Below are 12,998 nucleotides of genomic sequence, written 5' to 3' on the forward strand. Positions count from 1 at the left end.
GGTGCTTAGCTCAGCTGGGAGAGCATCGCCCTTACAAGGCGAGGGTCGGGGGTTCGAACCCCTCAGCACCCACCAGAGATTTAGAAAGGCCTCCAATTGGAAGCCTTTTTTGTTTGTGTCACATAATAGTGCTTGAGTTTTAAGCTGCTATCTGTGACAATAGCGCGGCTCTTTGCTGTTGCCCTTATATTCAAGGTGCGCGATAGCTTATCGAGAGTAGATACGATAAACCGAAAGGAGTAAAATTATGAAACATTATGAAATCGTGTTCATGGTTCACCCTGATCAAAGTGATCAGTTACCAAACATGTTGCAAAAATACCGTGAAATCGTTGAGTCTAAAGGCGGTAAAATTCACCGTTTAGAAGACTGGGGGCGTCGCCAACTTGCTTATCCAATCGCTAAGCTTCACAAGGCACATTACATTTTGATGAATATCGAATGTGATACTGAAGCGTTGAACGAGTTAAACGAATCATTCAGATACAATGATGCGATTTTACGTCGTTTAGTGCTTAACCAAAATGAAGCGATCACTGAGCCATCAATCATGATGGCAAAAGATGAGAAAAAAGAAGTTAAAGAAACAAGCCAAACGGCTGAGTAAGGAGAGGAAAGATGCGTCCAAATCGTCGTCGTAAAGTATGTCGTTTTACCGTTGAAGGTGTTAAAGAGATCGACTACAAAGATTTAAATACATTGAAAGGTTATATCACTGAAACTGGTAAAATCGTTCCAAGTCGAATTACAGGTACATCAACTAAGTATCAACGTCAACTTGCTAATGCAATCAAAAGAGCAAGGTTTTTAGCGTTGATTCCTTACTGTGATCGTCATTTTAACTAATCTTTAAGTTTAGAGGTCTTTGACAATGCAAGTTATTTTAAAAGAAAAAGTAGAAAACCTAGGCACGCTGGGTAGTGTTGTAAATGTGAAGCCAGGTTATGCGCGTAACTACTTAGTGCCTTATGGCAAAGCAGTTCAAGCAACTGAAGCAAACATTGCTGCTTTTGAAAAACAAAAAGCAGAATTACAAAAATTAGAAGCTGAGCGTTTAACAACTGCTAAAGCAAAAGCTGAGAAAATCTCAGGTCAAGTATTCACAATCAAAGCGGCCGCTGGTGACGGTGGCAAGCTATTTGGTTCTGTTGGGACGAAAGAAGTTGCTGATGCTATTGCTGCTGTTGGTGTTGAAGTTGAAAAACGTCATGTACGTATGCCAGAAGGTATCATCCGTTCATTGGGTGAGTACGAACTATCAGTTCACTTACACACAGATGTTGATGCTGATATCAAATTGGTTGTTATTGCTGAATAATTACGTAATTATTCACTAACTGCTACACTTAAGCCGCATATTTTGCGGCTTTTTTGTTTTTTAACGGAATAACTATACCGTCCGCAAACCATTGAATTTCTCGTATTTTTGAATGATTGGATTTTGCTATTAGTCCTAGCTGTTACCTGCAATCCAATCACTCAAAAATATCAATAACTTCTTTGATATTAAACATCACAAAATGATTCACGAGTGCTATAAAGTGTTACGAATAGACTGGCATAGCAAATTTTAGTTTTTAAAGCAGATAAGTGCGTAGCACTGTTTGAGTGTAACGAGTTTTGCAAGTTCCTCTTTTGACTTTCATTCGTATTTGACAAGCAATAAATTAAAGGCTTTAGCGCTAAATTTTGGTATACTCTATGGCGATTTGTTTTGAATGAAAATGGAGTGACTGAATGTCCGACGTTAAAACTTATGATTCGTCAAATATTAAAGTATTAAAAGGGCTTGAGGCAGTACGTAAACGCCCTGGCATGTATATTGGGGATACGGATGATGGCTCAGGTCTTCATCATATGGTATTTGAAGTGGTTGATAACTCCATCGATGAAGCATTAGCAGGGTATTGTGATGATATTATTGTGACTATGCATACCGATGGTTCGGTGTCAGTTAGTGATAATGGTCGTGGGATTCCTGTGGATATACACCCTGAAGAAGGGCGTTCAGCAGCAGAAGTTATTATGACGGTACTGCACGCAGGTGGTAAATTTGATGACAATTCTTATAAAGTATCAGGTGGTTTGCACGGCGTTGGTGTATCAGTGGTTAATGCGTTGTCTGAAAGTCTGGAGCTACGTGTTTGGAAAAATGGCAAAGAATATGAGCAATATTATGCTCATGGTGAGCCATTAGCACCGTTAAAAGCAATAGGTGACACAACAAAACAAGGGACAATGATTCGCTTTAAGCCATCACCTCAGACTTTCTCAATTGTTGAGTTTAATTATGATACGTTGGCAAAGCGTATTCGTGAACTATCTTTTTTAAACTCAGGTGTTAAAGTTCAATTGATTGACAAAATCAATGACCAAAATGTGACTTTTCAATATGAAGGAGGTATTAGCGCGTTTGTTGAGCACTTAAATAAGAGCAAGACACCATTAAATCAAAATATTATTAGCATCCAAGGTGAGCGCAATGATGTTGTTGTTGAGTTGGCGATGCAATGGAATGAATCATATCAAGAAAACGTCTATTGCTTTACGAACAATATTCCACAGCGTGATGGCGGAACGCACTTATCAGGCTTTAGAGCAGCGTTAACACGCACGATTAATGGTTATATTGAATCAGAAGGCTTAAATAAGAAGCTTAAAATCAGCACGTCAGGTGATGATGCCCGCGAAGGGTTAACTGCTGTATTATCTGTCAAAGTTCCTGACCCTAAATTCTCATCACAAACTAAGGATAAACTCGTATCTTCTGAAGTAAAAACCGCGGTTGAAGCATTGGTAAACGAAAAGCTGCAAGAGTTCTTACTTGAAAACCCGAATGAAGCAAAATTGATTTCCAATAAGATTATTGATTCAGCACGCGCTAGAGAAGCGGCAAGAAAAGCACGTGAAATGACACGTAGAAAAGGTGCTTTGGATATTGCGGGCTTGCCAGGCAAGCTTGCTGATTGTCAGGAAAAGGATCCGGCACTATCTGAGTTATATATCGTCGAGGGGGACTCTGCGGGTGGCTCAGCTAAGCAGGCACGTGATCGCAGAACACAGGCTATTTTGCCATTGAAAGGTAAGATCTTAAACGTTGAGAAAGCACGCTTTGATAAGATGTTAAGCTCGCAAGAAGTGGGCACGTTAATCAAAGCGTTGGGTTGTGGTATTGGACGTGATGAATATGATCCGGATAAAACAAGATATCATCGCATTGTTATTATGACGGATGCTGATGTCGATGGTTCACATATTCGTACGTTACTTCTAACTTTCTTTTATCGTCAAATGCCTGAGCTTATTGAACGTGGTTATATCTATATCGCACAACCGCCATTGTATAAGGTCAAACGTGGTAAGCAGGAAACTTATCTCAAAGATGACGCTGCTTTAGCACAATATTTAGGAAGTATCGGGATTGAAGGTGCGTCGTTATTTCCAGGGGACAACATCCCGCCTATCTCAGGTGTCGGTCTGGAAACTCTATACCAACAATATCAAAAAACCAATGCAAAAATCACTACCTTATCGCGCCGCTATCCAGTGAATGCGCTTAAAGCATTTGTTAGTTATGAGCCGTATCCTGCGGCAAGCGATGAATCAGCATTTAATGCTTGGTGGCAAGGCTTTGCTGAGCATGCTAATAAGCTTTCTGGTGGCTATGAATTTTATACGACTGCTATCCATAGTGAACAGCATGAAGATGAAAAAGTGATTAAACTGAAACTTTCGCGCTTATTACATGGTGTAAACACTGAATATAGCTTTAACTTGAGCTTCTTTGAAAGTAAAGATTATCAAAGTATTGTTGAATTAGGCACAGCACTTAATGGTCTTTTGACTAAAGCCGCTTACGTTGAACGTGGCAGCAAAAAAGAATTTGTTGATACCTTTGAGCAAGCGATGGAGTGGTTAATCTCAGAAGCCAAGCGTGGGCAAAATGTACAGCGCTATAAGGGTTTGGGTGAGATGAATCCAGAACAACTCTGGGAAACGACAATGGATCCTGCTGAGCGCCGTATGTTGCAAGTCACCATTGCCGATGCAGTTGCTGCTGATGAGTTATTCTCAACGCTGATGGGTGATGATGTTGAGCCAAGACGCGACTTTATTGAAAGCAATGCGCTTAATGTCGTGAATATTGATGTATAAATGATGTGCCTTTAATCTTATCATGGTTATGCCAGTGATCAACATACATCTTGGTGGTGCCTGCAATGGCGGCTGGAATAACAATAATATTAAAAAATGGAATCATCAAAAAAACCGTAGTGATAAAGCCAAAACCTAGACTTAGAGATTTTTGTTGTGAGAGTTGCTTTTTCATTTGCGGGAAGCTGATTTCATTATTATCAAAAGCATAATCAGCGTATTGTACGACGTTAAACCAACATAACAGTGCAAACCACAAAACACTGGTAAATAGATTAACCACTGGAATGAAGTAACACAACAGAATAATCAAAACCCACGGCAGGAAAGAGAGTAGTTTCTTAAATTCACGGGCAATGGATTTCGGGGCAATAAGCATGAGCTTAGCCAATGTAAGCTCACTACCAACTTCTTGCCCAGTTAGTTGTTTTTGTACTTTCTCAGCAAGAAAGCTGTAAAAAGGGGCGGCAATAATAAGCGCGATTGCAGTAAAAAGATAAGCACTAAATAGCAACAATGCCAAAATTGCGATGAGGTAAATCAACCAACTAAGCCATGTGAGCCAGCTAGGTAAGTGAGTATCTACCCAGTTGATGAGTAAAGAGATCTCATGCAGGCTAAACCACCATAGTGCGATAAAGATTATGGTGTTGATAATAAGTGGGATTATTGTATAGCGTTTGATGCCTTTCTTAAAAATAAGTGTTAATCCGCCAAAAAAATAGCTGATACCACTGTTGTTAGCTTGATGTTGCGTCATGGTTATTCTCCAATTACATCGGCAGTATTTTGATAAAGGTGAGTCAATAGTGCCTGTTCTTCTACTGTAAAATCCAGTGATTCTTTACCTATAAGATTGAAGCTTTGCTTGCTATAGATTGGGTTTCTACTCTGCAAATAAGTCTTAAGATGATGATATTTATCACTATCAGTCTCAAATGATATGATCTGCCCATTCTTAATCTCAAGCGTGATGTTGTTATCTTCAAAAACAAAGCTGCGGCTAAAGGGTAGTGTTTTGCCAAAGCGCCATTGCCAAGTGAGCAAGGTGTTTTCTTCATCCGTAACTTGTTTGTTTTCCATATGCTCAGGGATATAGGTAATATGATGATTAAACTGATTTAAAAAACAATCGCGTATCTTTGCAGCACTAATCTCAGGATTGATTACTGCCAGATTGATAACGCTTGAGCGTTTGGAGTGGACACCTTTAGTCGTTAATGAGTCATCAATATTGTGATGCAAATAGTGATATAGGTTACTGGTGTCGGCATTAATCAGCAATGTCCCATGATGAAAGGATTTATCCTTTGTCTCACGAAAGGCGCTGCCTGAAATTTTATAATCAACTCCTTCATGTGTTACCAAGATATCATTACGTTCAGAAGCATGTGCATTAATGCCGCAGCTTTTAAGTGTATTTACAATCAACGCAAGATTTGCTTTTTTATCATAATTTTGAGACTTTGCCATGATTGTATAGTTTAGGTTCCCTAGGTCATGATAGACCGTACCACCACCGCTTTGACGGCGGACAATGGGGATATTGTCATTGTTCAAAGCATCGATGTTACACTCACGCCATGGGTTTTGCGCGCGCCCAATAATCACAGAAGGTGCGTTTTGCCAAAGGTATAAAATAGGCTCATCGGTTAACATCTCACGAAAAAGCCAGTTCTCAACGGCAAGGTTATAAAAAGGATCGTGGCTTGTGGCAATATAAACGTTCATATGGATTGTTTGTGTGACTGATTAAGCTTTTTATAAAGTGGCAGTTTATACCCATCACAAACCATTTTACAGTACTTCTTTGTTTTAACTGTATAAATAATAAGTAAGGAACTAAGTTGAATTTGAATTATTACTTGAGTGCTTAACATCAGCTGCATACCTTTTCCTTCAGGGAAAAAGGGGTAGATGATGCAATCTGTTTTTTATCACTGTATAGGCTTTATGGATATGAATCCCATATATTTCATATTGCAACGATATATTGACAGTATTTTGATGAATAGCTTAAATAGTCTAATAATTGATAAACTAAAAACTACTAAGTCATGATAAATGATCAGACAAAGCAATGGAAATCAATAACAGAGCAATTACAAATATTAAAAGAGCGTAATTTAGTTATTCATAATAAAGATCGTGCGATGCGCTATCTAAAAAAATTAGGCTATTATCGTTTGAGTGGATATTGGTATCCATTAAGGAAAGTTAGCATCGGAAATTATCAGGATAACGCCATTAGTAATCAACGCTCAGATTTTTTTATGCAAGGAGCTTCTTTCGATAGTGTAATTTCCTTTATGTATTCGACAAAAAGTTGAGGATATTAGCAATAGATGCCTTAGAACGAATAGAAATGGCATTAAGGGTTGATATAGCACATCTATTGGGGCAGAAAAACTTGTATGCACACGAGATACCAGAGTGCCTACATGGCAAATTCAGTAAAAAAGTCAAAGAAAGAGGTAAACATCAAGGGCAGACTTTACATCAAATTTGGCTCAAGAAATATAACATGATGTTGCAGCGTTCTAAGAACTTGCCATTTGTGGATCACTATTTGAAGAAATATAAAAAATTACCTATATGGGTGGCTATAGAGGTATGGGATTTTGGAATGATGTCGAAATTATATGCAGGAATGAAGATTAAGGATCAGCAGATAATAGCAAGTAGATATGGTGTTCAAGATGAAAAATCCTTCGTGCAATGTGAAAAGCCTCAATTATATTAGAAATGTTTCTGCCCACCATAGCCGACTATGGAATATAAATATTTTAGAAAGGGCTCATCCATTGCAAAATGATAATTTTTGGTGTTTGTTAGATAATGCAAAGCCATTTTTCTATTTTTGCTTGATAAAAAAATTAATGGATGTTGTATGTCCAACTTCAAAATGGGGAGAAAGGTTTTGTTACCTATTAGAAAAAGAGTTCCCCAAAAATGAGCATTTGAGCTTAGATGATTTTGGAGTAATTAAGGGCTGGGAATCTTGGGAGCTCTGGAGTTAACTTTTTTATAAAACAGAAAGCCAGTGCGTACGCGAACTAACGCGAAGTGGCACTGGGCATATTCGCTTTGGATTCTAGATGAAGATCTTGATTAAGTCAATATCTTACTAAGTTATTTTGATTCAATACATAGAAAGACTACTATCAAGCATCGCATTGGCTGCCATCACCAGTGGTGAGATAACTTCGGCAGCACCTAGAGATTTTGCTTTATTGATATTATTTTTTTGATTGATACGAATGGTTATTTTAGCGACCTTTGATGGTTTATGATCATTTAGAAATTCATTTATACTCAATAAAGTAATGATATTATCAGCATCTTTTTCATAGGCGATGATTACTGCATGCGCATCAATAATACTTGCTTTATCGAGAATGTCGGGGTCGTTGGCGTTGCCATGCAATGTTAACGATTTAAGCTCGGTACTATCAGCAGTTTCACTGTGCTCGCTATCAATAATCAGGAAGCTTTTATTTTGCTGTTGTAATTCACTGATAATAATGTGTGTTAAATCATTTAAACCGCAAATAATCACATGATCTTTCATATGCTTTTTCCCTTTGTTGAATGTTTGAAATAGGTTTTGCAAGCGATCGATAAAGGCGCTAACAATAAAGGTTAAAACAGCGGCGAATGCACCTAGCCCGATAAAAATCATCGACACGACGAAAAGCCGTGCTTCATCGGTAATGGGGGTGATGTCGCCATAACCGACCGTACTATAAGTTACGACAGTAAAGTAGATGGCATCTGGCCAGTCTTTTATACTATTGAATTGATCGCGTAGCAGATAAGCGCCGATCACACCATATAGAAATGCTAAAATAAATGACAAAATAACAATAAACTGTGCATAACTGAGCTTGATCGTTTTCGAGCGCACATTAAATACTTTCCAACTAATGGCAAGACCTATAATTTCAACAAAATAAAACCACGTCAAAAATCCTGAACGGTTGTAGACAAAGATATTGGTTAAGAACAAGGTGATGAGCATTAATAATGCTAATATCCAGAAAAAACGCAAGCGCCGATAAATCCCGCGACCAATGAGCAACATTAAGTAACCAATAAAGCATGAGATAACCGTATTAAACTCTTTAAAGCCTTGTCCTGCAATAATATGATTAACGAATTGCACGCCTTCATCGTGAATGGCTGCTTCAATAAACGGAAATACCCCAATTAAAATGGCAAACACGCCATTTAAAAATAATAAAATAGCCAAGAATAGCGGAATGTTAAAATGCATAAGCTTTTCTTTTAAAGGGTGCACAAGCCTCGGCATAAGCTATCCTTAATCATGAGTATTGCTATATAAACTATTAATTGAGTGTAGAAGATAAAATATGAATGTAAAGGCGTTTTGTAGCTGTTATAAACGTCGCCATAAGGTATGGTCTTTTGATTTTTTATCTAGTAGTTTTAGATAATCCTCATGTGCGTCACATTGTGGATTGAGTGCTAGTAGATCAACCAAGTTAAGCGCTTGATTTGTCGACGTTGATGTATGTCCTTTGGTTAATGTGTCTGTGTTGTTATTGTCTTCAATAGCGGGAGTCATAAGACTAAATAAATCGAGCTGTCCACCGGTCATCATCAAGTAAACATCGGCAAGAATCTCAGCATCCAATAACGCGCCATGCAGTGTGCGATGTTTGTTATTGACACCATAGCGTGAACACAAGGCATCAAGTGAATTTTTTTGTCCTGGATGCTTTTCACGCGCCATAATTAGGCTGTCGATGATATTGCAGTGGTGCTCAAGTTCCCCCCACTTGTTAGGGGATAGTAATTGCAACTCCCAATTTAAAAAAGGTACGTCAAATCCAGCATTATGAATAATTAACTCAGATTGACCAAGGTATGTCATGATGTCATCAATTTTGTCACTAAAAAGAGGCTTATCAGCCAAAAAGTCATTACTTAAACCATGGACTTGCAAGGCACCTGCTTCAACTTCAATATCTGGTTTGAAGTAAAAGTGTAAGTTGTTACCAGTTAATTTGCGATCGATCATCTCAACGGCGCCAAACTCAATGATGCGATGACCAGATTTAAAGTCAAAGCCCGTGGTTTCAGTATCTAAGAATATTTGTCGCATGATTTTTATATGGTAGTCAAAAGTATGGCAATTAGTATAGCGGACTTAAACTGACTTTGACATAATAGCCTGCGTTATTTTAATCAAAATAAAGGACAGGAAGATGAAGAAAATTTTATTAGCTATGGGTTTGTTGTTATCAGTCAATGCTGCACTGGCATGTTCAGCTAAAGAACAAGTTAATATATTGTTTACCTCGCAGCAAGGTGATAATGTATCACATAAAGACTATGTCGGCTTGGGTAAAGCGCTATTTGCCAATCAAATGATCGCTAGTGAGTTGCATGCTTATAATGTCACCATCAATCATAAAATCGGTGAGATTGTTTTGGATATCGAAACGCAAAAAACACCGATTCAAGATATACTAAAGGAAGTTAAGCCGTTGTTAAAAGAGCATGGCTTTAAAGTGTTACGTGTTTCTTTTGAAACACCGATTGAGCGTGCTAGTTCAGCAAAATCTATGCCGGCAAAACAGTCTACAACAAGTGACATGACCGCCGAGTAATAATTAAAAATCAGTGCATATTGAAGCTTAAGTAAAATAATTTAAAATCCTCAGATTATCCCTGCTGTTATATTCCTTGTTAATACTCAAATGGGGGTCGAGTTACCAGCTACTTTTGCTATCACTTCACATGGGGTAATGTTGAGATAACAAAGCATAATCTGAGGAGTGCCTAAATCATAATAAATAATTATAACTATGTCTAGCGCAGCAATGTTAAATTTTGGTAAAAAATCATTGTGTATATGAAGTGATCAGTTTGTTTTTGACGTCTTGCTAACTTTGAAATAGCAAGACTTAAGGAAGGAACATATGCAAAAGATCATTTAAAAATCGCTGACCTAGCTCAGTTGGTATAAAATATTCTGATTGCCTTATTAGTAGCTCACGAGAGATTGCTTTATTGAGTTGTGGGGTAATAGCGTCAATACTAAGCCCTGTTGTTTGCTCAAATTGGCTAATTGAAAAGCCATGTTGTAAGCGCAGTGCGTTTAACATAAATTCATAAGGGCGCTCATCAAGGGCAATATCGCTAGAACCGTAGGGGAACTGTAACTCTTGCATATAAAGCTTGGGGTTTTTGCGTTTCCAATGGCGTTTTATAATACCCGTTTCAGGTGAAGTAATCTTGCCATGGGCGCCGGCACCAATCCCAATATAATCACCAAACTGCCAATAGTTTAGATTATGTCTTGCTTGATATTTAGTATCTTTACAATAAGCAGAGGTTTCGTATTGTGTGAATCTAGCGGATTTAATCAGTGCTTTGCCTTGTTGCTCGATGCTGAATAATAAATCTTCATCGGGAAGCTTTGGTGGTTTGACGGCAAAGGCGGTGTTGGGCTCTAAAGTTAATTGATACCAAGATAAATGCGTTGGGTTTAATGTCAGTGCTTCGCGTAAATCAAATAGCGCATCATCAATGCTTTGATCGGGTAAGCCATGCATTAAATCGATATTAAAATTATCAAATCCTGCATGAGTTAACTCGTTAACGGCATTATAGACATTTTGTGCATTGTGAATGCGACCAAGTGTTTTTAATTTATCATTTTGTAGACTTTGCACACCAAGTGAGATGCGATTGATGCCCATGGCTTTATAGTCACTGAACTTGCCGTGTTCAATCGTGCCAGGATTTGCTTCAATGGTGATCTCAGCATGATCAGCAATGAGCTTGTGCTTAAATAAATACTCAAAGAGTTGGAATAGCTCATTGCTTGGAAATAACGAGGGTGTGCCACCGCCTAAAAAGATACTGTCGAACTGGCGAGCTTGTAAATCGTGTGCGTGACTTTGTAAATCCAATAATAAGGTGTCTAAGTAAGCTTTAGCTGGAATATCGCCCTTTAAATGATGTGAATTAAAGTCACAATAAGGGCACTTCTTAACACACCAAGGAAAATGAATATAAAGGCTTAATGGAGGAAGTTTTAGCATAAAAAAGAAAGAGGGGAGATTATTTTGGCTGACCGATACGAATAACAAGTACATCACAATGTGCGCGTTGTAATACACCATTGGCTGTTGAACCAATAAAGCGCTCAACACCATAACGGCCATGACTACCGATGACTACGATATCACAATTAAGCTCTTCCGCGAGTTTAACAATTTTACGCTTAGGTGAGCCGTGTAATAAATGAAAGTCTGCTTCAAGATCGATTTGTGCTTCAAGTGCTTTCAAATGTTTGAGGTTTTCTTCTTCTAAGTAGTCTTCTAAGTCAGAAATCGAAGGGACACCAGATGCCATATAATAAGGAATATGTGGTAAAACATTCACGACACTTAGTTTGGCATCATTACGTTTCGCTAAGGCAACGGCTTGTTCAATCACAGGTTTGTTGTCAGCATGTAAGTCAGTTGCCAGTAAAATATGTTTGTAATTTTTCATCCTAAGTCTCCAGTGCAGTGTTTTAAAGATTCTAACGATGATCATTCTAAAAAACTTCTTCTGTAAAAGATAGTCAAAGCACCATCAAAAATAATAACAAGCAACAAAATAGCAGTTGAAATCTTAGGGGTAAAAATTTAAGCTAGCGGCTGGTAATTTGTTAATAATTGAAATAACGAAAATAAAGGATAATCACACAAATGAGTATGAATATGAGCAAGCTCATGCAGCAAGCGCAGAAAATGCAAGATCAAATGAAAAAGATGCAAGAAGAGCAGGAAAAGTTGGAAGTGACAGGTGAATCTGGTGCCGGTCTTGTTAAAGTCACGATGACAGGTAAGCATGATGTTAAACGTGTTGAAATAGATCCAAGTTTATTGTCAGAAGATAAAGAAATTTTAGAAGATCTATTAGCTGCTGCGGTTAATGATGCGGTTCGTCGTGTTGAAGAGAACAATAAAAATTCAATGTCAGACATGACGCAAGGTTTAAATTTACCACCTGGGTTTAAATTCCCGTTTTAATTACCTGCTGAAGTTACGCGCTTTTGCTTAACTTCAATTACTTCAAAGATTGACTTTTAAATTATTATGCAAAAACTATTCTCACCCAAAATCGAAGGCTTGATCGAGTCACTTAAAGTATTGCCTGGTGTTGGCAAAAAAACCGCACAACGTATGGCAATCCAGTTATTGGATAAAAAGCAACAAGCAGCACATGAGTTAGCTCAGGCGATTGAAAATGCACTTGATGCGATAAAACATTGTCAGCAATGTAATATGCTATGTGAGGATGATTTATGCCACATCTGTAGTAGTGTCAGGCGTGATAACGCACAGTTGTGTATCGTTGAAAATATGCTCGATATGATGGCGATTGAATCAGCAGGTGTTTATAGTGGCAAGTATTTTATTTTGCATGGCAGGGTATCACCATTAGATGGTATTGGTCCTAATGAGCTTAAATTACCCAAGCTTAAATCACTTGTGGCAAGCCTTGAAGTCAGTGAAATTGTGATGGCATTAAGTCCATCTGTTGAAGGTGAAACAACCGCACACTTTATTTCAGATATGTTAAAAGAGCATGCTTGTACCATCTCGCGTATTGGCTTTGGCGTACCATTTGGTGGTGAGCTTGAGTATCTTGATCAACAGACATTAACACACGCCTTTAAAGCACGGGTTAATTTTTAAATTATTAACTGAGGTTACGTACTCCATTTATTCCAACACCCCACCTCGCAAGCTCGGCACCCCTCTTGCAAAGCATAGGTTTATAGGGATCTTTTTGTAAGTGGGTTTTAAAATGGTTGA

Annotated in this window: 14 protein-coding genes and 1 pseudogene; 9 read left to right on the forward strand and 6 right to left on the reverse strand. The window is 38.1% G+C overall.

Translation table 11 applies throughout. The annotated features are described in order from the left end of the window. Positions 1-247 precede the first annotated feature (247 nt). From rpsF to gyrB, 4 genes are all read left to right on the forward strand, one after another. Entirely contained in the window at positions 248-607 is a 360-nt protein-coding gene (gene rpsF / locus ACY10D_RS03895) for a 30S ribosomal protein S6 (protein ID WP_486999465.1), read from the forward strand. An 11-nt stretch (positions 608-618) separates the two neighbouring features. Next, positions 619-846, forward strand: coding sequence for a 30S ribosomal protein S18 (gene rpsR / locus ACY10D_RS03900; protein WP_119328982.1), 228 nt, complete (start codon positions 619-621; stop codon positions 844-846). Between the two features lie 25 nt (positions 847-871). Continuing rightward, positions 872-1,318: a 50S ribosomal protein L9 gene (gene rplI, locus ACY10D_RS03905; protein ID WP_486999466.1), complete on the forward strand. Its 447-nt coding sequence runs from the start codon at positions 872-874 to the stop codon at positions 1,316-1,318. 419 nt (positions 1,319-1,737) lie between these two features. Then, positions 1,738-4,155, forward strand: a complete 2,418-nt coding sequence (gyrB, locus tag ACY10D_RS03910) for a DNA topoisomerase (ATP-hydrolyzing) subunit B (RefSeq protein ID WP_486999467.1) — start codon at positions 1,738-1,740, stop codon at positions 4,153-4,155. Here the strand turns inward: gyrB and cysZ are convergent. Together cysZ and ACY10D_RS03920 are read right to left on the reverse strand one after the other, a co-directional pair. After that, positions 4,130-4,915 (reverse strand): sulfate transporter CysZ, encoded by a 786-nt coding sequence (cysZ, locus tag ACY10D_RS03915; RefSeq protein WP_486999468.1) that lies wholly within the window; start codon positions 4,913-4,915, stop codon positions 4,130-4,132. The two genes, gyrB and cysZ, sit on opposite strands and share 26 nt — an antisense overlap. Positions 4,916-4,917: 2 nt before the next feature. Further along, entirely contained in the window at positions 4,918-5,886 is a 969-nt protein-coding gene (locus ACY10D_RS03920; RefSeq protein ID WP_486999469.1) for a lipoyl protein ligase domain-containing protein, read from the reverse strand. Between the two features lie 422 nt (positions 5,887-6,308). Between ACY10D_RS03920 and ACY10D_RS03925 the strand changes: the two are divergent. Continuing rightward, positions 6,309-6,898: pseudogene (locus ACY10D_RS03925) on the forward strand (Abi family protein). Then, positions 6,855-7,175 (forward strand): hypothetical protein, encoded by a 321-nt coding sequence (locus ACY10D_RS03930; protein WP_486999470.1) that lies wholly within the window; start codon positions 6,855-6,857, stop codon positions 7,173-7,175. Before ACY10D_RS03925 ends, ACY10D_RS03930 begins: the two are co-directional and overlap by 44 nt. Positions 7,176-7,297: 122 nt before the next feature. Here the strand turns inward: ACY10D_RS03930 and ACY10D_RS03935 are convergent, their stop codons facing one another. Continuing rightward, positions 7,298-8,467: an NAD-binding protein gene (locus tag ACY10D_RS03935; protein WP_486999471.1), complete on the reverse strand. Its 1,170-nt coding sequence runs from the start codon at positions 8,465-8,467 to the stop codon at positions 7,298-7,300. 87 nt (positions 8,468-8,554) lie between these two features. Then, entirely contained in the window at positions 8,555-9,286 is a 732-nt protein-coding gene (dnaQ, locus tag ACY10D_RS03940) for a DNA polymerase III subunit epsilon (RefSeq protein WP_486999474.1), read from the reverse strand. A gap of 100 nt (positions 9,287-9,386) precedes the next feature. Here dnaQ and ACY10D_RS03945 point away from each other — a divergent pair, with 100 nt between their 5' ends. Continuing rightward, positions 9,387-9,791, forward strand: a complete 405-nt coding sequence (locus tag ACY10D_RS03945; protein ID WP_486999472.1) for a hypothetical protein — start codon at positions 9,387-9,389, stop codon at positions 9,789-9,791. 297 nt (positions 9,792-10,088) lie between these two features. Here the strand turns inward: ACY10D_RS03945 and hemW are convergent, their stop codons facing one another. Together hemW and ACY10D_RS03955 are read right to left on the reverse strand one after the other, a co-directional pair. Beyond that, positions 10,089-11,231 (reverse strand): radical SAM family heme chaperone HemW, encoded by a 1,143-nt coding sequence (gene hemW / locus ACY10D_RS03950; RefSeq protein WP_486999473.1) that lies wholly within the window; start codon positions 11,229-11,231, stop codon positions 10,089-10,091. 19 nt (positions 11,232-11,250) lie between these two features. Continuing rightward, positions 11,251-11,685 carry a universal stress protein gene (locus tag ACY10D_RS03955; protein ID WP_440615822.1) on the reverse strand — a complete coding sequence of 145 codons (435 nt, stop codon included), beginning with the start codon at positions 11,683-11,685 and terminating at the stop codon, positions 11,251-11,253. A 200-nt stretch (positions 11,686-11,885) separates the two neighbouring features. Here ACY10D_RS03955 and ACY10D_RS03960 point away from each other — a divergent pair, with 200 nt between their 5' ends. Both ACY10D_RS03960 and recR read left to right on the forward strand, forming a co-directional pair. Beyond that, on the forward strand, positions 11,886-12,209 hold the full coding sequence (locus ACY10D_RS03960; RefSeq protein WP_151194204.1) for a YbaB/EbfC family nucleoid-associated protein: 324 nt from the start codon (positions 11,886-11,888) through the stop codon (positions 12,207-12,209). A 63-nt stretch (positions 12,210-12,272) separates the two neighbouring features. Beyond that, positions 12,273-12,878, forward strand: coding sequence for a recombination mediator RecR (recR, locus tag ACY10D_RS03965; protein WP_486999475.1), 606 nt, complete (start codon positions 12,273-12,275; stop codon positions 12,876-12,878). The last annotated feature ends 120 nt before the right edge of the window (positions 12,879-12,998 follow it).

This window comes from Cysteiniphilum sp. (assembly GCF_057495195.1).

Coding starts and splice junctions, on each gene's coding strand:
- rpsF (WP_486999465.1), top strand. CDS start 248: ATGAAACATTATGAAATCGTGTTCATGGTTCACCCTGATCAAAGTGAT.
- rpsR (WP_119328982.1), top strand. CDS start 619: ATGCGTCCAAATCGTCGTCGTAAAGTATGTCGTTTTACCGTTGAAGGT.
- rplI (WP_486999466.1), top strand. CDS start 872: ATGCAAGTTATTTTAAAAGAAAAAGTAGAAAACCTAGGCACGCTGGGT.
- gyrB (WP_486999467.1), top strand. CDS start 1,738: ATGTCCGACGTTAAAACTTATGATTCGTCAAATATTAAAGTATTAAAA.
- cysZ (WP_486999468.1), bottom strand. CDS start 4,915: ATGACGCAACATCAAGCTAACAACAGTGGTATCAGCTATTTTTTTGGC.
- ACY10D_RS03920 (WP_486999469.1), bottom strand. CDS start 5,886: ATGAACGTTTATATTGCCACAAGCCACGATCCTTTTTATAACCTTGCC.
- ACY10D_RS03930 (WP_486999470.1), top strand. CDS start 6,855: ATGAAAAATCCTTCGTGCAATGTGAAAAGCCTCAATTATATTAGAAAT.
- ACY10D_RS03935 (WP_486999471.1), bottom strand. CDS start 8,467: ATGCCGAGGCTTGTGCACCCTTTAAAAGAAAAGCTTATGCATTTTAAC.
- ACY10D_RS03945 (WP_486999472.1), top strand. CDS start 9,387: ATGAAGAAAATTTTATTAGCTATGGGTTTGTTGTTATCAGTCAATGCT.
- hemW (WP_486999473.1), bottom strand. CDS start 11,231: ATGCTAAAACTTCCTCCATTAAGCCTTTATATTCATTTTCCTTGGTGT.
- ACY10D_RS03955 (WP_440615822.1), bottom strand. CDS start 11,685: ATGAAAAATTACAAACATATTTTACTGGCAACTGACTTACATGCTGAC.
- ACY10D_RS03960 (WP_151194204.1), top strand. CDS start 11,886: ATGAGTATGAATATGAGCAAGCTCATGCAGCAAGCGCAGAAAATGCAA.